This is a genomic window from Archangium minus, assembly GCF_044360475.1.
GTDB classification, from domain to species: Bacteria; Myxococcota; Myxococcia; order Myxococcales; family Myxococcaceae; genus Archangium; species Archangium minus.
The window spans coordinates 4,205,211-4,224,541 of the sequence record NZ_CP043494.1 but is presented as its reverse complement, the minus strand read 5'-3'; the positions used below and the strand labels follow the sequence as shown (position 1 = coordinate 4,224,541).

Genomic DNA, 19,331 nt, shown 5'->3' with positions numbered 1-19,331 from the left:
ACCGCTTCGCATTTGAATGTGGACCCTTTTCCCCCCTACCCAAAGAGCCCCCACCTTGAGGACCCCCCTGCTCCCCCTGGCCTTGACCCTGCTCGCCACGAGTGCCGTGGCCAAGGACCGGGCCACCTTCCGCTACACCCCGCCCGCGGACGAGGAACGCCCCGTGGTGGTGGAAGGGACGGTGGGTCCCCAGGGCAGCGACTTCGCACTGCGGCTGCGCTTCGACAAGCTCCCCTTCGGACAGGAGTGCGGCACCCGCTGTGCCAACGCCACCCTGTTGCTCGACACGGATTCGAGCACCCAGTCAGGCATGAAGCTCTCCGACAAGGCCCCCGAGAACGGTGCGGACCTGGCCATCATCGTCCAGGGGACGAGAGATCTCTCCGGCACGAAGTCGGACGGCTTCCTGCGCGTGAAGGTCCGGCGACTCATGAACGAGGCCCGCACCGTGGATGATGGCGAGCTGCTCACCGAGCTCGACAACCGGCGCGATCCCGAGCGCATCCACATCGAGGGCAACACTGTCTACCTGCTCATCGACGCGAGCAGCGACCTGCCTTCGGGCCGCAAGGTGCGCGTCGTCTACCACCCGCCTGGTAGCAAAGCGATCCAGGCCACTATTCCCGGCATGCTCAGCGGCAGTGCGAGCAGCGGCAAGGTGAAGATCTTCCGCGGCGGCTCCAGGGGAACGGCGAAGCAGGGCGGCCAGCGCGTCGGCACCGAGAACAAATAGGCGCGGGGCACGGCCCTTCAGCGAAGCGGGGGGCCCAGAATCCCCGCGCGGTCCAGCAGCTCGCCCACGCGCTTGGCCAAGGCGACGTGCTCGGGGTTGCTCGCGGTGAAGCGCTCGGGAGTGAGGATGACAAGTGTGCCCTTGTCCTCGACCCGCTCCATGCGCACGGGAGCGGGCAGCGGAGGCACCCTGCCCACCTGGTCCGAGTAGTAGGTCACCCAGCCCCATAACCTCGTGGGCTGAGGCATTGGGATGAGATCCCGGTGCGCGGTAGATGTGGCGATTGCCCATTCTGGATCCCAGGCCACCGCCATGGCACGCACCATCCCGGAGAGAACGGTCGCAGTCAGTACCCGCTGCGCGTTCGGGCCCTCCTCTTTGTCTGGACTGGAACTGGGAATGTTGAACACGCATGAGTTGGAGACGAGCTCCGAATACATCCCCGCGCAGATGAGGAAAGCGCTGGCCTCGTAGTCACTGGCGCCGTTCCAACCACTGATACGAAAGCCAAGCTCGTCGAACACCCGGTCCTTTCCGCGCCGGAACATCTTTGTCAAAGAGGCTCGGTCCGTCTCGATGGGGTGCTTGAGAGCCTCTCTGCGAGAACGCCCTTGCTTGAGCCAATGTGCGAAGTCAGGGGCGACCGAACGCAAAGCGGTGAACAAGACCTCCGCGCGACGCCCACATTCCTCGGGAGACTCCTTTCGAGCGCCCCAGTAGGCCCCTGCGTAGTAGGTCTCGATCAAATCATCCTCCTTCATGGAAGTGCCGGGGTATGAACCACCTCGATCCCCCGCACACGATTATTCCTGAAGAGTCCTCGGATGGCATCGGCCACCTTTGCCTCCGCTACATGCCACCGGATGGGCGTGCCATTCGCGGCTTGAAATTGCCGTTGAGCCTGCTCCACCATGTTACGTGCCCCTTTGGTGAACCACAGCTTGGGCTCCAGCTTGTCGGTGAACTTGTTGGCGTAACCAAGTCCCTTGGATTCCAACAGCACACCGTCTTTGAATCCATCGAACCGTACGTTCCGAACGACGTATGACTCGTCCACGGACCGGCCAGAGATCTGCTGCTGGTAGCGCGCCGCGCGCCGGCTCATGGACTCCTTGACCGGTGTCCACTGTCCCGGGCCCTTGTTCCCCTGCGCGGATGAACCTGCCTTCCCAGAGCCCCGCTGGATCGACTGGTTGGCCATGTGGAGGATCACCGCGGCACCCGGTCCACCGCCGAGCACGCGGACGGTTCGCCCCACAGGGAGAACGACTCGCTCGAGAACCAGCGCGCCCTCCGCCGACAGCGATAGCGCGGGCAGCGAAAGGGACTCCAAGCCACCACCCACCGTAGCCACCGTCCGGGTGCTCCCGGCTGCGGAGCCATAGGTCGCCAGCACGGTCACAGACAGCCGAGAGAGCACACGAATCTGCTCGCCCTGTGTCATCAACCGGAAGCGTGCGAGGAACTCCGGCGAGTGGAGAACGAGCTCCGCCACACCCCGAGGCATCCGAGAGAGCGCGGCGAGCGCATCTCCCGGGTGGAGCACCAAACCGCCCAGCGCCAACACCGTGTCGCGGAAGACGTCCTCCGCTCCATCCAGGGAGCGGTTGATGACATCACCGTCGTCGTACACCTCGGCCAGCGGAGGACGGCTCCTCACTCGCTCGAGGCGCTCATTCACCGGGAAGAAGGCCCCACTGCGACCATCGTAGAAGGCGCCCACCTCGAAAGGTCCCGCCCTCAGCGCACCCTCCTTCAACGCCACCGGACCCACTCGCTGCTGGGTCCTCCCGCTCAGCGCCCACGCCACGTAACCGTCGGGACGCAGCACCGCCAGCCCGTTGAAGCGCTCCACTCGCGAGAGGAGGGCTTGGCGCGACAGCTCCGCCTCTCCCTCCATCAGCTCACGGAGCAGCGACGAAGCCACCAGACGCGGACCGAAACCGGCCAGGGTCACAGGTCTGGCGAGCAACACCTCGTACAACTCCGCCGCGTCCTCGGGTGTGAAGTCCGCCGCTCGCGAGGGAAGCTGTCCAGAGTCCTCCAGCCCGGCTCGGAGCAGCAGCGTCTCGAAGCCGTCCGTCTCCACCAGCCGGCCCTGCACTGAGTGAAGTGGCATCGGAGCCGGGCCTCCACTTCCCTCCAGCGGCCTCGCTGAAGACAGCCCCGTCGTACAGCCAGCGAGCAGCAGGAGGCTCGCCACCAGCCCCCACGCCCTCGCGCGAAGCCACCCTCCCCAGCAGCGGGAATCCAGGTCAGCAGAGTACGGGGACATGGCATGTCTCCTCGGCAGGTGACCCGAAGGCCTCTACCTACGCTACTCCGCCAGTCCGAGGTCCTACCGAGTAGGCGAACTACCCAGGTTGTGTCAGACCCCTGATGCAGGATGCGCCAATGGCCCTCCCCCCGGGTCCATGCCGTACCGTCATGCCCCCTACGCCCTACTTGAGTGGGCAGGCAGGTCCTTCTCCTCCCCTCGCCCGCCTACCCGCTGAGTAGGTTCCATCTTCTCTACCTCCAATACGTCCCTGGGCCCACCGGTCGTCCCGATTCCAACCCAGGCAGGCAACCGTGGGACCCCCACCCTCGAGGCCTCAACCGAACGGATTTCCTAGCCCGAACCACTGAACATGCGTATAGCTACCCTACCCCCGAGGCGTTGCAACCCCTCGATTTTGTTCCCTTTGACGGATGGCCGTGGTAGTCCCGCCGGTTCATCACTTGCTGGCCCGGGCACGGAGTGCGTGAGCCGCGCCCCGCGTTCCATTGGGATACGGACAGTCCTGACCTGAACACATGAGCATGCTCGCACAAGCGGAAAACAAGACGCGCAAGAAGCAGGGAGCCTCGGGTGGTGGCGGTGATGGTGTCGCCGCGGCCGCCGCTGGTGGCGGTGGGGGTGGTGGTGCCACGCCCGCCGCGCTCGCCGACGAGGCCCGCCGGCGCTACCTCAACTACGCTCTGTCCGTCATCACCTCACGCGCCCTGCCTGACGTGCGTGACGGCCTCAAGCCCGTGCAGCGCCGCATCCTGTACGGCATGTGGAACGACCTGAACCTCACCCACGAGGCGAAGTTCAAGAAGTGCGCCCAGGTCGTCGGCGCCATCATGGGCCCCTACCACCCCCACGGCGACACCGCCATCTACGACGCCCTCGTGCGCATGGCGCAGGACTTCTCCCTGCGCTACCCCCTCGTGGACGGCCACGGCAACTTCGGCTCGCTCGATGGCGACGCCGCCGCCGCCTACCGTTACACCGAGTGCCGCCTGGAGAAGCTCGCCGACGAGCTCCTCAACGAGCTGGGTCAGAAGACGGTCGACTTCCGTCCCAATTACGACGGCACCCGCCAGGAACCCATCGTCCTGCCGGCTCGCGTTCCCCACCTGCTGATGAACGGCACCACGGGCATCGCCGTGGGCATGGCCACCAACATCCCGCCCCATCACCTGGGCGAGCTGTGCGACGCGCTCACCGCGCTCGTGGATGACGCCAACCTCACCGTCAAGCAGCTGCTCAAGTGGGTCAAGGGTCCGGACTTCCCCACCGGTGGAGAGATCCTCAACTCCCAGAAGGAGCTGCAGGAGATCTACGAGACCGGCCAGGGCAGCGTGCGTCTGCGCGGCGAGTACGAGCTCGAGGACCTCAAGCGCGGCGGCCAGCAGATCGTCATCACCTCCATCCCCTACACGGTCAACAAGTCCACGCTGGTGGCCAAGATTGGGGAGATCGTCCGTGAGCGGAAGCTGCCGCTCGTGGTCGACGTGCGCGACGAATCCACCAAGGACGTGCGCATCGTGATGGAGCTCAAGAAGGAGGCCAGCCCCGAGCTGGTGATGGCGTACATCTACAAGAACACGCCCCTCCAGACGAACTTCAACGTCAACCTCACCTGCCTCGTGCCCAACCCGGAGAACCGGGAGGTGGGGACGCCCAAGCGCCTGGGCCTCAAGGAGATCCTCCAGTACTTCCTGGACTTCCGCCTCGAGGTCATCAAGCGGCGCATCCAGTACCAGCTCGACGAGCTCAAGAAGCGCGTCCACATCCTCGAGGGCTTCGAGAAGGTCTACGACGCCCTGGACGAGATGATCCGCATCATCCGCGCCTCCGAGGGCAAGCAGGACGCGGCCAAGAAGCTCATCGCGCGCTTCAAGCTGGATGAGATCCAGGTGGACGCCATCCTGGAGATGAAGCTCTACAAGCTGGCCCGCCTGGAAATCCTCGTGGTCCAGAACGAGCTCAAGGAGAAGCGCAAGCAGATCAAGGATCTCGAGGCGCTGCTCAAGAGCAACACCCGGCTGTGGGGCACGGTGAAGGACGAGCTGGCCGAGGTGAAGGCCGCCTACGGCATGCAGAAGCGCCGCACCAAGGTGAGCCGCGGTGGCGCCGAGGAGATGACCTTCGACGCCGAGGCCCTCATCGCCGACGAGGACGCTCACGTCGTCATCACCCGCGACGGGTGGATCAAGCGCGTGCGCGAGGTGAAGGATCCGTCCTCCACCCGTCTGCGCGAGGGCGACGCGGTGATGACGGTGCTCGCCGGCAGCCTCAAGGCGAACCTGGTGCTCTTCAGCAACTTCGGCACCGCCTACGTCACCCGCTTCAACGACGTGCCCGCCTCCACGGGCTACGGCGACCCGGTGCAGAAGCTCTTCAAGTTCGACGACGGCGAGCGGATTGTCGCCGCGCTGTCGCTCGACAGCCGCCTGTGGCGCCCGGAGAAGCTGCTGGGTGTCACCAAGCAGGGTCTGGGCATGCGCTTCCCGCTCGCCCCGCACCTGGAGATCTCCACCCGCGCCGGTCGTCGCTACGCCAAGACGGGCGAGGGCGATGAGATCGTCGGCGTGCAGCCGGTGGAGGACAAGGACCTGGTGGCCGTGCTCACCGAGCGCACCTCCGCGCTGGTGTGCAAGGTGGCGGAGATCAACGAGCTGGCCGGCCCGGGCAAGGGCGTCAGCGTCATCAAGGTGGAGGACGGAGACCGGGTGATGGACTTCCTGGTCGCGCCTCACGGCAACAAGGAGGCGGGCATCGCCTTCGAGACGCAGAAGGGCCGCAAGCTCACCCTGCAACCGGGCCGTTACGAGGTGACGGGCCGCGGCGGCAAGGGCCACGAGATGTCGCGCAAGGACGCGGTGAAGGAGGTGCTGCGCGCACCTCAGTACATCCCGCTGCCGGAGCAGAAGAAGGAATAGCCGGAGACTGTCATGGCGACGACCAAGAAGACGACCTATACGGGTGCGGACATCCAGGTCCTCGAGGGCCTGGAGCCGGTCCGCAAGCGCCCGGCGATGTACATCGGTGGCACCGACAGCACGGGCTATCACCACCTGCTGTGGGAGATCCTCGACAACTCGGTGGACGAGGTCATCAACGGCTACGCGTCCACCGTGGAAGTCACGCTCCACAAGGACGGCCGCACGGTGACGGTGGTGGACGATGGGCGAGGCATCCCCATCGACATCATGCCCAAGTACAAGAAGCCGGCGGTGGAGATCATCCTCACCACGCTGCACGCGGGCGGTAAGTTCGAGCAGGGCAACTACATCCACTCGGGCGGTCTGCACGGCGTGGGTAGCTCCGTGGTGAACGCGCTCGCGCGCAAGCTCGTCGTGGAGATCAAGCGCGACGGCAAGCGCCACGTGCAGACGTACAGCAAGGGCAAGCCCACCAGCACGCTCAAGGTGGAGGGCCCGGCACGCGGCACCGGTACCTCCACGACCTTCGAGCCGGACCCGGAGATCTTCGGCGAGAAGCTGAAGTTCGACGCGAAGCTCGTGCGTGAGCGGCTCGAGGCGAAGAGCTACCTCCACAAGGGCATGACGGTCGTCTGGAAGGACGAGACGGCCAGCCCGCCCGTGAAGGAGGAGTTCAAGCACGATGGTGGCATCGCCGAGTACCTGACCAAGGTGGTGGCCGAGCGGGGCAAGCCGGTGGTGCCGTCGGGCAGCACGGCCATCTTCTACCACTCGCGTGACAACGGGGTGCGCCTGGAGGCCGCGTTGGTGTGGACGGAGGCCACGGACGAGCACATCCGCTCGTACGTCAACGGCATCCCCACGCCCCTGGGCGGTACGCACGAGGCGGGCTTGCGCGGCGCCGTGGTGAAGGCGGTGCGTAACTACATCGATACGCACGAACTCACGCCCAAGGGCGTCACGCTCACCGCGGAGGACATCCGCGAGGGCGTCACGGCCATCCTCTCCACGTACGTGGTGGAGCCGCAGTTCCAGGGCCAGACAAAGGGACGCCTCAACAACCCGGAGACCACGGCCCAGGTGGACGGTGTCATCCGTCCCGCGCTGGAGAAGTGGCTCAACGACAACAAGTCCATCGCTGAGTCGGTGGTGGCTCGTATCGTCCTGGCCGCTCGCGCCCGCGAGGCCAGCCGGGCCGCCTCCCAGGCGGTCAGCCGCAAGACGGCCGTCAGCCACCGGCTCAACCTGCCGGGCAAGCTGGCGGACTGCTCGTCCACGGATCCGGCCCAGAGCGAGCTCTTCCTCGTGGAAGGTGACTCCGCAGGTGGTAGCGCCAAGCAGGGCCGGGATCGGCGCACCCAGGCCGTCCTCCCGCTGCGCGGCAAGGTGCTCAACGCCGAGCAGGCCTCCACCGACAAGGTGGTGGGCAACAAGGAGCTCACGGACATCGTCAGCGCCCTGGGCTGCGGCATCGGCAAGGACTTCGACATCACCAAGCTGCGCTACGGCCGCATCTTCCTGATGATGGACGCCGACAGCGACGGCAACCACATCGCCACGCTGCTGCTCACCTTCTTCTACCGGCACCTGCGCCCGCTCATCGAGCAGGGTCACATCTACCTCGCCCAGCCGCCCCTCTTCCGGGTGGACATCGGCAAGGAGACGTACTGGGCGCTCGATGAGGTCCACCGCGACCGCATCATCCGCGAGAAGGTCAAGGGCAACGCCAAGCCCAACGTCATGCGCTTCAAGGGTCTGGGTGAGATGACGCCGGACGAGCTGAAGGAGACCACGCTCGATCCGAAGGTCCGCCAGAGCCTCAAGGTGACCATCGACAACCCGCTCCTCACGGATCAGATCATCAACGATCTGATGGGTCGCGACGTCAGCGCGCGCTTCAAGTTCATCATGGAGAGCGCCACCGAGGTCGAGGACCTCGACGTGTAGGACCTCGCTGGGGGCGGGGCTCCGGGTCCTCCCGGAACCGCGCCCCTGGCGTCCCTGGCACGGGGCATGGTGCCCAGCCCCCCGGCTCGGCTAGCATCTCGCCCCGTGAGCTTGAAGACCCCCCTCGCCCTCTCGCTCGCGCTCCTGCTGGGTACAGCCCCTGCTGTCACCGAGGCTGCCTCCGGCCGTGGCGCACCCACTTCTTCGGCCCGAAAGTCGAAGAAGAAGGCCCCTCCTGCGCAGCGTGAGCCCCACCCGGAGTCCCCGTCCTCCTCGGACGAGGAGGCGTCGAAAGCCACCTCGGACGCCCCCGTTCAGGCTCAGACGCAGGAGCCCACCCCGGCCCCAAAGCCTCCGCCCCCTCTGCCCTCCGCCTGGGCAGGTCGCACCGTGGTGCTGACTGCCCCCGTGGACCCAAGCGCCTTCGAGTCCGCCGCCCAGCTCGAAACCGACCTGCGCGGTGAGCTCGGTGCCCAGATGGACATCCTGTTGGTGGAGCCGGCGGCCCTCTTCCCTGCGCCACCGCCCGCGTCCCTCGCCCAGGGGGATGCCCTCTTCAACGAGGGCAAGGACCTCTACGACAACCTGGATCCGGAGGCCGCGGCGAAGAAGTTCACCGAGGCCGCGGCCTTCTACCAGCGCCACGCGGTGGACACGTCGCCGGAGCGGCTGGCGCGGGTCTACATCTTCCTGGGCGCCTCGCGGCTGCTCAACGGGAACTCCACCGGGGCCCAGGAGGCCTTCACTCGCGCGCTGCTCGCGGCTCCCACCGTCTACCCCGAGTCCGCGCTCTTCGGGCAGGACGTGCATGACGCCTTCGCCGCCGCGAAGCAGGACCTGTACCGCAAGCCGCGGGGCACGCTCACCCTTGACTCCGTCCCCTCTGGCGCGCAGGTGACTCTGCACGGGGAGCGCCTGGGCACCACGCCACTGAAGGACCTCGAGCTCGTGCCCGGCCCGCATCAGGTGGTGCTCACCCTTCCCGGCTATCTGCCCTTCGGTGCCTTCCAGGAGGTGGCTCCCTCCCAGCGCGGCGAGCTGCGCCCCAGGCTGGAGCCCACGCCTGACCTGGCCGCGGTCCAGGCCCTGGCCGCCGAGGTGTCCACGTCCAAGTCGCTCGGTTCCGACAAGCTCCCCCCCGGGGTGGCCCGGATCGCCGAGAAGCTCGGTGCGCGCTACGTGGTGCTCGCGCGGGTGGAGCAGAAAGGCCAGGGCCGCGTCCAGGCCTCACTCCACGCCTGGGACGTGCAGCAGAAGAACCGCTTGCGCGGGGTGGTGCTCAACCCCGCGGATGCCCGCGAGCGACAGAGGGCCGTGAGCCAGGTGCACGACTTCCTCACCGGGAAGCTCGCGCCCGATACGTCCTTCCCCCTCGCGCTGCCCCCGGTGGTGAAGAAACCCTGGTTCTGGGCGGCGGTGGGCGGCGTGGCCGTGGCCACCACCGCAGGTATCCTGCTGGCCACTCAGCCCAACAAGCCACTGGGTATCCGTATCGGGAACCCTGGCGCCGGTTGGTAGCGTCCTCTCGAGGTCTCAAGGTCCATTGCTATGAAAGCCCTTGCGCTCATCCTGATCCCCACCCTCGCGCTGGCGGCTCCGCCCTCCGGTCCCCGGCGTATTGGCTCGCTCCTCGTGCCCATGGATCCCACCGCCGAGGCGAGCGGTCCCAAGATGGAGAGCTACATGAACGAGGCCCTGGCCCAATACCAGGGCTACACCGTGCGCAAAGCCGAGGACATCTTCGGCCTGCCGGCGGATGACGAGGCCCTGGTCGCGCTCAAGCGGGGCAAGCAGGGCTATGAGGAGAGCCTCGCGGCCTTCGAGAAGAAGGACTACGAGGACGCCGAGCGCAAGGTCCGCGCCACCCTCAAGGAGCTGCAGAAGGCCTCCGCCGCGATGAAGGACTCCTGCAACCCGCTGTGCGACGCCACCGCCCTCTATGCCGCGCTGATGCACCTGCGCGGTGACGTGGAGGAGGCGAAGCTGGCGCTGTTGGACCTGATGGCGCTCAACCCCACCTACGAGATGAACACCAAGCGCTTCTCCCGCGAGCTCATCACGCTCCGGGTGCAGGTGGCCACGAGCGTCAACGCGGCGCTGCGCGGAGGGGCGACGGTGAAGTCCCGCCCGGCCGGAGCGCGCGTCTACATCGACAACGAGTTCAAGGGCTACACCCCGGTGACGGTGTCGACGCTGCCGGTGGGCAAGCACCTGCTGCGGCTGGAGCGCCCCGGCTTCCGGGTGTACGGGCAGGTGCTCGAGGTGAGCCCGGACGACGTGGAAGCGAGCACCGCGCTGCAGCCCACGGACGACTACAAGGCCTATGACGCACGGCTGGACACGGTGGCCTCCGAGGTGATGCGCGCGAGCACCTCCACCAGTCCGGCGGTGGCCTCCCTGGGCAAGGCGCTCGGGCTGGAGCGGGGCCTGGTGGGCACGGTGCGCGACATGCCGGACAACAACACCACCGAGCTGGTGCTGGGCCTGTATGACATGGGCACCGGCAAGCGGCTCGGCGCCAGGCGCGTGGTGCTGCAGGGCGACGAGTTCGGTCAGCTCAAGTCGGAGATGAACCGGCTGGTCAATCACCTGATGAACAATGCCGACGGGGGCTCGGAGAAGAAGGTGAAGTCCTCGGATCCGCTGGAGAACTCCCACGGCATGGACGAGTGGAACGCCGAGGACCGCGGCGGCAAGCGGCGCTCCCAGGAGAAGAAGTCCAAGGGGGGAGATCCGCTGGAGGCAGTGAACGGTACCGAAGATTGGTGAGACGCGGCGCTTGTGCGCCGGAAAGCGCTGCCTAGAGTCGGAGGGCCCATATGCGTGCCCTCCCGCTCCTGCTGCTGTTTCCCAGCCTCGCGCTCGCACAGACGGGGCTCATCGTCCAACCCGCCACGCCACCTCGCGGGGTGACGCTGCCGCCCACCTCCGCCGCGCTGGTGGACGAGGCCACAGCCCTCTCGGTGAACCCCGCCGGCCTGCGCTTCATCGGGCCCGGCCAGCTCTTCTACCTGCACGAGCGCAACCTCGCGCGGGACCAGGTGGGAGACGGGCTCTTCCTGGGAACCTCGCTGCTGGGAGGGCTGGGCGCCGGCTTCAGCCTGGAGTGGATGCGCGGGCGCGGGCTGCCGGACTACCGCAAGACGTCCCTCGGACTGGCGCTCGGCTCCAAGACGTTGTCGCTGGGTGTCGGGTACCACAACCTCTCCTCGGACAACGGCGCACTGGACAGGCTCTCGGGCTTCGACCTGGGCCTCACCCTACGGCCCTCGCGTTTCCTCTCCGTGGGCGCGGTGGTGCGGGACGTGAACGCGGACGAGGAGGGGCCCTTCACCCTCCCCCGCAGCTACAACCTGGCCGTGGGGGTGCGCCCCTTTGGCGAGCGGCTCACGCTGGGCGCGGACTACCTCGCGCCGGAAGGCGACTGGGGTGACGGGCGCCTCACCTACACGCTGAAGGCCACCGTCGTCCCCGGCTTTGGACTGGGCGCGGGCCTCTCGCACGGCCTCGGCGCGGACCGCTCGCTGGCGTTGCAGTTCGCCGCCACGCTGGACAGCTCGCGCTTTGGCCTCACCTACGCGGGAGGCGGCGTCGAGGGCGGCGGGTTGGATCACGTGGTGGCCGTGCGCCTCTCCACCCAGCGGTACCCGGCGCTGCGCCTCGGGGGGGGCTCCGTGGCGCTGGTGGACCTGGATGACCGACTGGTGGAGCGCGGGGGCCTCGGGCTGTCGCTGCTCGGCATCACCGAGTCGGACCCGTTCCTGCGGTTGATGCGGTGGATGGACGAGGCCACGAAGGACCCACGGCTCAAGGGCGTGCTGCTGAAGGTGTCAGACCTGCCGGGCGTGGACTGGGCCAAGGCGGACGAGCTGCGCCAGGCGATCCTGAAGATGCGCTCGGCCGGCAAGCGGGTGATGGCGGTGCTCTACAACGTGGATGACCGGGCCTACTTCGTGGGCTCGGCCGCGGACGAGGTGTACGCGCTGCCCTCCTCCTCGCTGCTCGTCAACGGCCTGGCCGGCAGCGTCCTCTACCTGGGCGGGACGATGGAGAAGCTGGGCGTCACCTGGGATGTGGCGCGCGTGGGCGAGTACAAGACGGCGCCCGAGCAGTTCACCCGCCGCGACCTGAGCCCCGCGGAGCGAGAGACGGTTGAGGCCTACCTGGATGCGCAGACGGCGCATGATGTGGCGGCGGTGACGCAGGCGCGCCGCATCACCCCCGAGCGCCTCCAGGAGGCGTGGGGCGTGGGCATCCTCACCTCGACCCGGGCCAAGGAGCTGGGCCTGGTGGACGGGGTGCTGCTCCCCGAGGAGCTGGACGCCAAGCTGCGGGCCCTGGTGCCTGGGGCGAGCTACGATCCCTACTACTCGCCGCGCGACGAGCGAGAGGGACGATGGAGTGGGCGCCGCCGCATCGCCGTGGTGCCGGTGCTGGGCACCATCGCTGGAGGCAAGAGCCGCAAGTCTCCGCTGGGCGGAGAGGTCGTCGCGGGCGCCGAGACGGTGGCGCTCGCGCTGGAGCGGGCCCAGAGAGATCCGTCCGTGGTGGCCATCGTGCTCCGGGTGGACTCGGGTGGTGGCGACGTGCTGGCCTCGGAGCTGATGTACCGCGCCGTGCTGGAGGCGAAGAAGTACAAGCCCGTCGTCGCCTCCATGGGGGACGTGGCGGCCTCGGGCGGCTACTACACCGCCATGGGCGCGGATGAGATCTGGGCCTCGCCCACCACCCTGACGGGCAGCATCGGCGTCTTCTACATCAAGCCCGCGCTGCGCGGCCTGCTGGGCGACAAGCTGGGGGTGAACGAGGAGATCATCACCCGCGCCCCCATGGCGACCCTGCTCAACCCGTGGAAGCCGTGGACGGAGGCGGAGCAGAAGACGGTGCAGGCCTGGGTGAACTCGGCCTACGACGACTTCATCACCCAGGTGTCCGTGTCACGGAAGCTGGACAAGGCGAAGGTGGACGCCGTCGCGCGCGGTCGCGTGTGGGCGGGCGTGGCGGCCAAGGAGCACGGCCTGGTGGACTCCCTGGGCGGGCTGATGGAGGCGGTGGCGTCGGCGCGCAAGCGGGCGGGAGTGCCCGACCAGGAGGAGCTGGATTTGACGGTGATAGGCGAGGCGCGTGGGCTGTTCTCCTCCCTGGGCGGAGAGCCGGGCGTGGACACGAAGCTCCTGCTGTCACCGGAGCCCGCCCTCCCGCCTGGATTGCAGGCGCTCGTGCGCGAGTCGGGCCTGGAGTCGGTCTTGTTGCTGGAGCCGGGCCTGAAAGCCGTCCAGCCTTTCACTCTGAGCGTTCGTTGACGTCACAGGGAGGACAAACGGGAGCGAAATTCTCCGGGCTTCCGGCGTGTCCTCTGTTAGTGTTGCTAGGCGCTTTCCGGTCGGCCACGAGGCCGCCGGGACGCTCCAGGAGCCGGCGGTTCGGTCGGCGGGTGGTTCGTGCCAGACGCGAGCCTTCCCGAGGACCCCGCGTCGGGCTTCTGTCCCACAGACCGAAGAACCTCGTGCGCCTCTCGCCGGGGAATCCCTCCAGGGGACGCGCCGAATCCCGTAGACCATGAGCGAAACCGATAACCGAGATCCCCGAGACGTCCCGTCCCCCATGGCCGCCCGCGCCGAGGCGCCACCGGACGTGGACGATGGCGATGACGAGGGCGACGAGGGCCCAGACGACGGCGAGGGCGAGGGCGCTGCCCCCGCGCCGGGACAGCCCTCGGGTGGTCCGCCCGGCCAGGGTGGAGGCCGCCGCCGCCGCCGCCGTCGTCGTCGCAGGGGTGCCCAGGTGCAGTTCACTCCGGACGGACAGGCCTACCGCATGGTGGCCGGCCCGGACGGCCAGCAGCAGCAGGTGTTCCTCACGCCGCAGGAGCTGCAGCAGTACCAGCAGCGGATAGCCCAGCAGCAGCAGCAACAGCAGCCGCAACAACACCCGCACCCGCACCAGGGCGGCGGTCAGCCGAGGCCCCCGCAGCCGTCGCATCAGCCGTCGCTGGCTCCAGTGGAGGGAGTGCTCGACACGGAGGCGAAGGGCCCCAACGCCTTCCTGAGGCAGCTCAAGCGCAACCTGCTGCCCGCGCCGGACGACGCGGAGATTCCGAAGAACCTGGTGCAGAAGCTGCGGCTGCGCCCGGGCCAGTACGTCAACGCCCTCGCGCAGATGAAGGGCCAGAAGGGCATCATCCAGCGCGTGGAGCAGGTGGATGGCCGCCCGCTGGAGCAGATGAGCCGCCTGCCCCACTTCGCGGACCTGACGTCCGTGGACCCGGTGGAGCGCATCAAGCTGGAGAACGGCCACCGCGAGATGGTGACGCGGGTGTTGGATCTGATCGCCCCCATCGGCAAGGGTCAGCGCGCGCTCATCGTGGCGCCGCCGAAGACGGGCAAGACGATCATGCTGCAGCGGATTGCCCAGGCGGTGGTGGCCAACCACCCCGAAATCCACCTCATGGTGCTGCTCATCGACGAGCGCCCCGAGGAAGTGACGGACATGCGTCGCAGCATCAAGGCCGAGGTGCTGGCCTCGAGCTCGGACCGGCCCACGGGCGACCACCTGAAGGTGGCCGAGCTGGCGCTGGAGCGGGCGCGGCGGCTGGTGGAGAGCGGCAAGGACGTGATGATCCTCCTGGACTCCATCACGCGATTGGCGCGCGCCTACAACAAGGAAGTGGACAACTCGGGACGCACGCTGTCGGGCGGCGTGGACAGCCGCGCGCTGGAGCGGCCCAAGCGCATCTTCGGCGCGGCGCGAGCCACCGAGGAGGCCGGCAGCCTCACCATCGTGGGCACGGCGCTCATCGACACCGGCAGCCGCATGGACGAGGTCATCTTCGAGGAGTTCAAGGGCACCGGTAACTCCGAGGTGACGCTGGACCGGTTCCTCGCGGAGAAGCGCATCTTCCCGGCCATCAACATCGGCCAGTCGGGCACGCGCAAGGAAGAGAAGCTCTTCACCCACAAGGAGTACGAGAAGGTGAAGAAGATGCGCCAGATGCTCTTCGCGGTGAAGCCCGTGGAGGCCATGGAGGCGCTCGTCAAGCGGCTCAGCCGCTACACCTACAACGACGAGTTCCTCGAGGAACTGTAAGCAGGGGATCGGCCGTGCGGCGGACTACGCCACGCGGCCGATCAGCTCCGACGACACCAACGTCTGCGTCCCGGTGAGGGCCAAAGGGTCCTTCCGGGGCCGGGCCTGCTCCATGACGGAGCCGTTGGCCTCCCACCAGCGCTCGGCATCCTCCTCCGTCCACTTGCCAGCGTCGGCGCAGGCCTCCAGCGCCTGGCGCAGCTCTCGAGCGCTGGCGTAGCGGCAGTCGGGATGCTTCGACAGGCAGCGCATGAGCACGTCACAGAGATCGCGAGGCAGCTCACGACCCAGTCGCACGTCCGGTGGCGTGGGAGGTGTGTGCAGGTGGTGCGAGCAGATCTCCACCGAGGTGCGGCCCTCGAAGAGGTGGCACCCGGTGAGCAGCGCGTAGCCCACCGCCCCCAGCGAATACAGGTCCGCACGAACATCCACTCGCCCCGGGGAGATGATGGCCTCCGGGGCCATGTAGAGCGGCGTGCCGACAACCATGTGCACCCGTTGGGGGGATGATTCCTCGGAGGTCCCCACCACCTTCACCAACCCAAAGTCGAGCACCTTCAGCAGATCCGGCACGCCGCGCCGCCGACACAGGAACAGGTTGGCCGGCTTGATGTCGCGGTGGAGCAACCCCAACCCATGCGCCTCCTCCAGCGCCCCACACGCCTGGCGCAGGATGTGGATGACGCGCGAGGGAGGCTGGGGCCCGGAGGACTGCAGGAGCCCGTCCAGGTCCAGGCCCTCCAGGTGTTCCATCACGTAATAGAAGAGCCCATCCGCGGTGCGACCATAGTCGTAGATGGCGATGGTGTTGGGATGGGTGAGCTGGCTGGTGATCTGAACCTCGCGCTCGAAACGCTCCAGGCCATGGCCATCCACGTTGGCGTTCAGCAGCTTGATGGCGGTGCGGCGGCGCAGCAGGGCGTGGCTGGCCAGATACACCTCGCCCATGGCGCCGGCGCCCAGCAGCTTGAGCAGCGTGTACTGGCCCAGCTTCCGAGCCGCCTGGACCTGCTTGCGCAGGCCGTAGATGACCTGGGAGACCAGGGTGGCCATGACGACGGAGACCCCGCTCCACAGCACCGCATCGAGCGTGGGCATGGGCGAGCCGCTATGCGACCGGGTCTGCGTCATGACGGCGACGACGGCCCCATCAGGCAGGGCGCCGAGCAGGGAGATCCAGAGCGTCCTGCGCGTGGAGCCCGGGATGATGACCGCGTGGGAGATGAGCGCGCCGTTGGTGACGAGCAGGAGCGAGATGGGATCCGCGTCGTAGTAGGCATCCAGCTTGAGGAGGACAAGCACCCCCAACAACCCCGCGGAGTCCAGCCAGGACAGGGTCCGCAGGGAGAGGGGCGTCTTGCGGCACACCTGCCAGAGGACGAGCGAGATCAGAGCGCCGACCAGGTGGAAGGCGAAAGCCGGCTCCACCAAGGCATCGGTCCATGGCACACCGACCACGAGGATCGCGGCCAGGGAGGTGAAGACGTAGAAGGCGGAGGTGAGGAAGAAGAGCACCCGGTAGAGCAACTCGAGCCGCTCCTGGAGGAAGGAGCGCGCCTCATCGGACACGAGCGAGGTCGCGTCGAAGGAATGAGGCGAGGAGAGGTGGGGCCTGACCGGGGAGAACTCCATCGACCCCTTGTTCTACACCACTCGGACAGGAGGTGTGGATCCCCCGCCCTCTCTGGAAATGGGGTGGCAAAGAGAGACGCGACGGCCGCAAAGCCTGACACGGCAATTTGAATTGCGAGCGTGAGGAGGGGCTCGTTAGGGTGTGCGCCCCATGACAACCCCCCGTCCCCTTCACTCGCAGGACAAGCGTTCCCCCGCCGTGGCCGAGGCCATGGCCGGCTTCCACCGTGACATCGTCGACCAGGTGCGCACCGCCGTCGAGCGAGATGCCGTGGTGGTGGTGGGCATGGCGCAGAACCCCTTCGTCAAGAAGGTGCGCGACGCTCTGACCCAGGCAGGCATCCAGTTCACCTACCTGGAGTACGGCAGCTACTTCGGCCAGTGGAAGCAGCGGCTCGCCATCAAGATGTGGAGCGGCTGGCCCACCTTCCCCCAGGTCTTCGTGCGCGGCGTGCTCATCGGCGGCTTCGATGACACGCGCAAGGCCCTGGAGGATGGCTCCCTGAAGAAGCTGCTCGGCTGAGCACGCTCGCCCGTCGGTAGGGCGAGCCCCCGAGCACGAAGCTCCCGCATGGGTTGCGCGGGCAACCAGGCCCGGACGCAGAGCCTGCGCACCCACACCCCGCGAGCCCTTCGCGAAGGGCCTGGCGTCCCCTTTGCAATGAGAGCTCCTGACCCGACGGCCTCCAGACGCGTGGGCTCAGTGGCCAGACGCGCGGTGGGGCCCCGATAAGGAGCACGACCATGCGCGCCATCCCGACGACCGACCTCTCGCTCATCTCCTCCTACTACTTGGAAGAGAACGAGGCGCTCCCCGCGCCCGCCCTGAGCACGGTGGACGAGGTGATGGCCCGGGAGGTGATGTCCGTCCGCCCGGATACCAGCCTGCAAACAGCGGCCGAGCTCATGCTGGAGCTCGCCATCAGCGGAATGCCCGTGGTGGATGAGCAGGGACAGTTGCTGGGGATGCTGTCCAAGACGGACCTGGTGCGCCACCGGCTGGATGAGGAGGGCGAGCCCAGCGTGACGCTGCCCTCCGGCCAGCACGTCCTCGAGGGCACCACCGTGGAGGACGTGATGACCCGGCAGGTGCTCACCGTGCCCGAGGGCGCTTCGCTCGCCGAGGCCGCGAAGATCATGGTCAACGCAGGGGTCCACCGGGTGCCCGTGGTGAACGCGGCGGGCGCCCTGGTGGGGCTGGTGACCATGTCGGACATCGTGCGGTGGGTGGCGGGACTGCCGTAACCACCACCCACGCCCGGGCCGGGGTTACTGCACGTCCTGCAGACTCCGGCCCTGGATCCACCCGTCGTGGTACACCACGCCCTCCTGGGCGATGGAGCTGTTCCGGTACAGGCCCACCTTCAGGTAGTTGGTCTGTCCCGAGTACAGGGTGGCGACGTTGCGCTTGGGCAGGACGAGCTGTCCGTTGTGGTACAGCTCGACGAAGCCCACGCTCGAGTTCGCCGACCACTTCACGTGGAAGATGAAGTCCTGCCACTGCCCGCGCACCAGCGGCGTGCTCCACACCACGGTGCTGCCCTGGACGCGCAGGTAGATGGTCTCGCCGTTGACGTAGAACTCCACCGGCGGCGAGCCGCTGTCACCGCTGTGGTGCCATTGGGTGAAGAGCTGCCAGGTCTTCGCGCTGGGGAAGTTCGAGGCGAACATCGTGTTCCAGCGGTAGAAGAACTCGTCACCCTCCTTCTCGTTCGTCATCCGCACCAGCTCGTTGCGGTTGCCGCTGGAGTTGATGGGATTGTCGCCCTGACGCACCGTGGCCTTGATGGCGTAGCTCCCCTGTCGCGTCGGAGAGGCAATCACCTGCAGCCGGTCCGCGCTGACCATCTGCGTCTTGCTCCACTGCGAGCGGTCACCCGTCTCGAAGTCGCCGCGCCACACCACGCCGGAGCCGGAGCCCGTCGAGGACGCGCCGCACACGCGGGCCTCGGCGATGCTCGCCCAATCATTCACAGTGTTGCCGTTGACGGTGATGCGCAGGCGGCGCGCGCTGCGCGCGGTGAAGGCGTACGTCTCCGCCGCCGTGGTCGTGCCACTGCTCTTGCCGGAGTAGACCTGCGTGTAGCTCATCCCGTCCGAGGAGACGGACAGCGTGAAGTTGCTGGCGCGCGTGTTGCCCTGGTGCCACGCGATGGCCGCACCCGAGATGGATTTGACCGAGCCCAGGTCGTAGTCGATCCACGCGCCCTTGCCGGGACCGCTCCAGCGCGTGTCGAGCTTGTCGTCGAACGTGTTGGTCGCCACGCTGCCCGCACCATCATCTCCCGAGGCCAACACCGAGGTCGCGGAGAGGGGGACGCAGTTCTGCACCGTCAGCGCGTCGGAGGCGACTCCCAGTGTCTCGGACGGCTCATTGGAAACCATGTCATCAGGGTTTCCACAGCCAGCACCAGCGAGGACAAACAGGGCTTCGGCCAACAGCAGGGTCTTCTTCACGTTACGGCTCTCCGGGGGATGAAATACAGACAGGAAGTGGAACGGTTCTTTTTCGAGACGCGGCTCTCCCGTTGCGCCAACCCGGGCCAGGCCCCGATCGGCGCGAGAGTCTTCACCGCGCGTAAGACATTGACTCCTTACCCAGACACCCGCGAGCCGCGGACGCACTGGATGGGCCAGGAGCATCCTCCAACTTTGTTTTGCAATCAACACAACGCGTCGACGCTCGCGCGGAGAGCAAGGAGACGAGCGTCGACGGTCGGGAGGCCCACCGGAGCGC

The 19,331-nt window shown here is 67.5% G+C and carries 13 protein-coding genes; 9 read left to right on the top strand and 4 right to left on the bottom strand.

The window, feature by feature from the left end; all coding sequences use genetic code 11:
• Positions 1-55 precede the first annotated feature (55 nt).
• Entirely contained in the window at positions 56-733 is a 678-nt protein-coding gene (locus tag F0U60_RS17440; protein ID WP_395821093.1) for a hypothetical protein, read from the top strand.
• A gap of 17 nt (positions 734-750) precedes the next feature.
• Here the strand turns inward: F0U60_RS17440 and F0U60_RS17435 are convergent, their stop codons facing one another.
• Positions 751-1,494, bottom strand: coding sequence for an immunity 52 family protein (locus F0U60_RS17435; RefSeq protein WP_395821090.1), 744 nt, complete (start codon positions 1,492-1,494; stop codon positions 751-753).
• Positions 1,491-2,852 carry a Tox-REase-5 domain-containing protein gene (locus F0U60_RS17430; RefSeq protein ID WP_395821087.1) on the bottom strand — a complete coding sequence of 454 codons (1,362 nt, stop codon included), beginning with the start codon at positions 2,850-2,852 and terminating at the stop codon, positions 1,491-1,493. The genes F0U60_RS17435 and F0U60_RS17430 overlap by 4 nt, the downstream gene beginning before the upstream one ends.
• 683 nt (positions 2,853-3,535) lie before the next feature.
• On the opposite strand from F0U60_RS17430, the gene parC reads away from it, so the two are divergent.
• The 6 genes from parC (at position 3,536) to rho (ending at position 14,962) form a co-directional block, all read left to right on the top strand.
• Positions 3,536-5,926 (top strand): DNA topoisomerase IV subunit A, encoded by a 2,391-nt coding sequence (parC, locus tag F0U60_RS17425; protein ID WP_395821084.1) that lies wholly within the window; start codon positions 3,536-3,538, stop codon positions 5,924-5,926.
• Positions 5,927-5,938: 12 nt separating this feature from the next.
• On the top strand, positions 5,939-7,876 hold the full coding sequence (locus tag F0U60_RS17420; protein ID WP_395821081.1) for a type IIA DNA topoisomerase subunit B: 1,938 nt from the start codon (positions 5,939-5,941) through the stop codon (positions 7,874-7,876).
• A 105-nt stretch (positions 7,877-7,981) separates the two neighbouring features.
• Complete coding sequence (locus F0U60_RS17415) at positions 7,982-9,394, top strand: PEGA domain-containing protein (RefSeq protein WP_395821078.1); 1,413 nt, start codon at positions 7,982-7,984, stop codon at positions 9,392-9,394.
• A 30-nt stretch (positions 9,395-9,424) separates the two neighbouring features.
• Positions 9,425-10,645: a PEGA domain-containing protein gene (locus F0U60_RS17410; protein WP_395821076.1), complete on the top strand. Its 1,221-nt coding sequence runs from the start codon at positions 9,425-9,427 to the stop codon at positions 10,643-10,645.
• 50 nt (positions 10,646-10,695) lie between these two features.
• The gene (gene sppA, locus F0U60_RS17405) at positions 10,696-13,179 is read left to right on the top strand and encodes a signal peptide peptidase SppA (RefSeq protein ID WP_395821073.1); all 2,484 of its coding nucleotides are present in this window, start codon (positions 10,696-10,698) and stop codon (positions 13,177-13,179) included.
• A gap of 256 nt (positions 13,180-13,435) precedes the next feature.
• The gene (rho, locus tag F0U60_RS17400; protein WP_395821070.1) at positions 13,436-14,962 is read left to right on the top strand and encodes a transcription termination factor Rho; all 1,527 of its coding nucleotides are present in this window, start codon (positions 13,436-13,438) and stop codon (positions 14,960-14,962) included.
• Between the two features lie 24 nt (positions 14,963-14,986).
• On the opposite strand, the gene F0U60_RS17395 is transcribed toward rho, so the two are convergent.
• Positions 14,987-16,594: a serine/threonine-protein kinase gene (locus F0U60_RS17395; protein ID WP_395821067.1), complete on the bottom strand. Its 1,608-nt coding sequence runs from the start codon at positions 16,592-16,594 to the stop codon at positions 14,987-14,989.
• A gap of 151 nt (positions 16,595-16,745) precedes the next feature.
• Here F0U60_RS17395 and F0U60_RS17390 point away from each other — a divergent pair, with 151 nt between their 5' ends.
• Both F0U60_RS17390 and F0U60_RS17385 read left to right on the top strand, forming a co-directional pair.
• Positions 16,746-17,117 carry a glutaredoxin domain-containing protein gene (locus tag F0U60_RS17390; RefSeq protein WP_395821064.1) on the top strand — a complete coding sequence of 124 codons (372 nt, stop codon included), beginning with the start codon at positions 16,746-16,748 and terminating at the stop codon, positions 17,115-17,117.
• Between the two features lie 221 nt (positions 17,118-17,338).
• Positions 17,339-17,839 carry an HPP family protein gene (locus tag F0U60_RS17385; RefSeq protein WP_395821062.1) on the top strand — a complete coding sequence of 167 codons (501 nt, stop codon included), beginning with the start codon at positions 17,339-17,341 and terminating at the stop codon, positions 17,837-17,839.
• Positions 17,840-17,863: 24 nt separating this feature from the next.
• Here the strand turns inward: F0U60_RS17385 and F0U60_RS17380 are convergent, their stop codons facing one another.
• Complete coding sequence (locus tag F0U60_RS17380) at positions 17,864-19,051, bottom strand: heparin lyase I family protein (RefSeq protein WP_395821059.1); 1,188 nt, start codon at positions 19,049-19,051, stop codon at positions 17,864-17,866.
• Positions 19,052-19,331: the final 280 nt, after the last annotated feature.

Bases quoted from the DNA above. Each gene is read 5' to 3' on its own strand.
- F0U60_RS17435 (WP_395821090.1), bottom strand. From the start codon at position 1,494: ATGAAGGAGGATGATTTGATCGAGACCTACTACGCAGGGGCCTACTGG.
- F0U60_RS17430 (WP_395821087.1), bottom strand. From the start codon at position 2,852: ATGCCACTTCACTCAGTGCAGGGCCGGCTGGTGGAGACGGACGGCTTC.
- parC (WP_395821084.1), top strand. From the start codon at position 3,536: ATGCTCGCACAAGCGGAAAACAAGACGCGCAAGAAGCAGGGAGCCTCG.
- F0U60_RS17420 (WP_395821081.1), top strand. From the start codon at position 5,939: ATGGCGACGACCAAGAAGACGACCTATACGGGTGCGGACATCCAGGTC.
- F0U60_RS17410 (WP_395821076.1), top strand. From the start codon at position 9,425: ATGAAAGCCCTTGCGCTCATCCTGATCCCCACCCTCGCGCTGGCGGCT.
- sppA (WP_395821073.1), top strand. From the start codon at position 10,696: ATGCGTGCCCTCCCGCTCCTGCTGCTGTTTCCCAGCCTCGCGCTCGCA.
- rho (WP_395821070.1), top strand. From the start codon at position 13,436: ATGAGCGAAACCGATAACCGAGATCCCCGAGACGTCCCGTCCCCCATG.
- F0U60_RS17395 (WP_395821067.1), bottom strand. From the start codon at position 16,594: ATGGAGTTCTCCCCGGTCAGGCCCCACCTCTCCTCGCCTCATTCCTTC.
- F0U60_RS17390 (WP_395821064.1), top strand. From the start codon at position 16,746: ATGACAACCCCCCGTCCCCTTCACTCGCAGGACAAGCGTTCCCCCGCC.
- F0U60_RS17385 (WP_395821062.1), top strand. From the start codon at position 17,339: ATGCGCGCCATCCCGACGACCGACCTCTCGCTCATCTCCTCCTACTAC.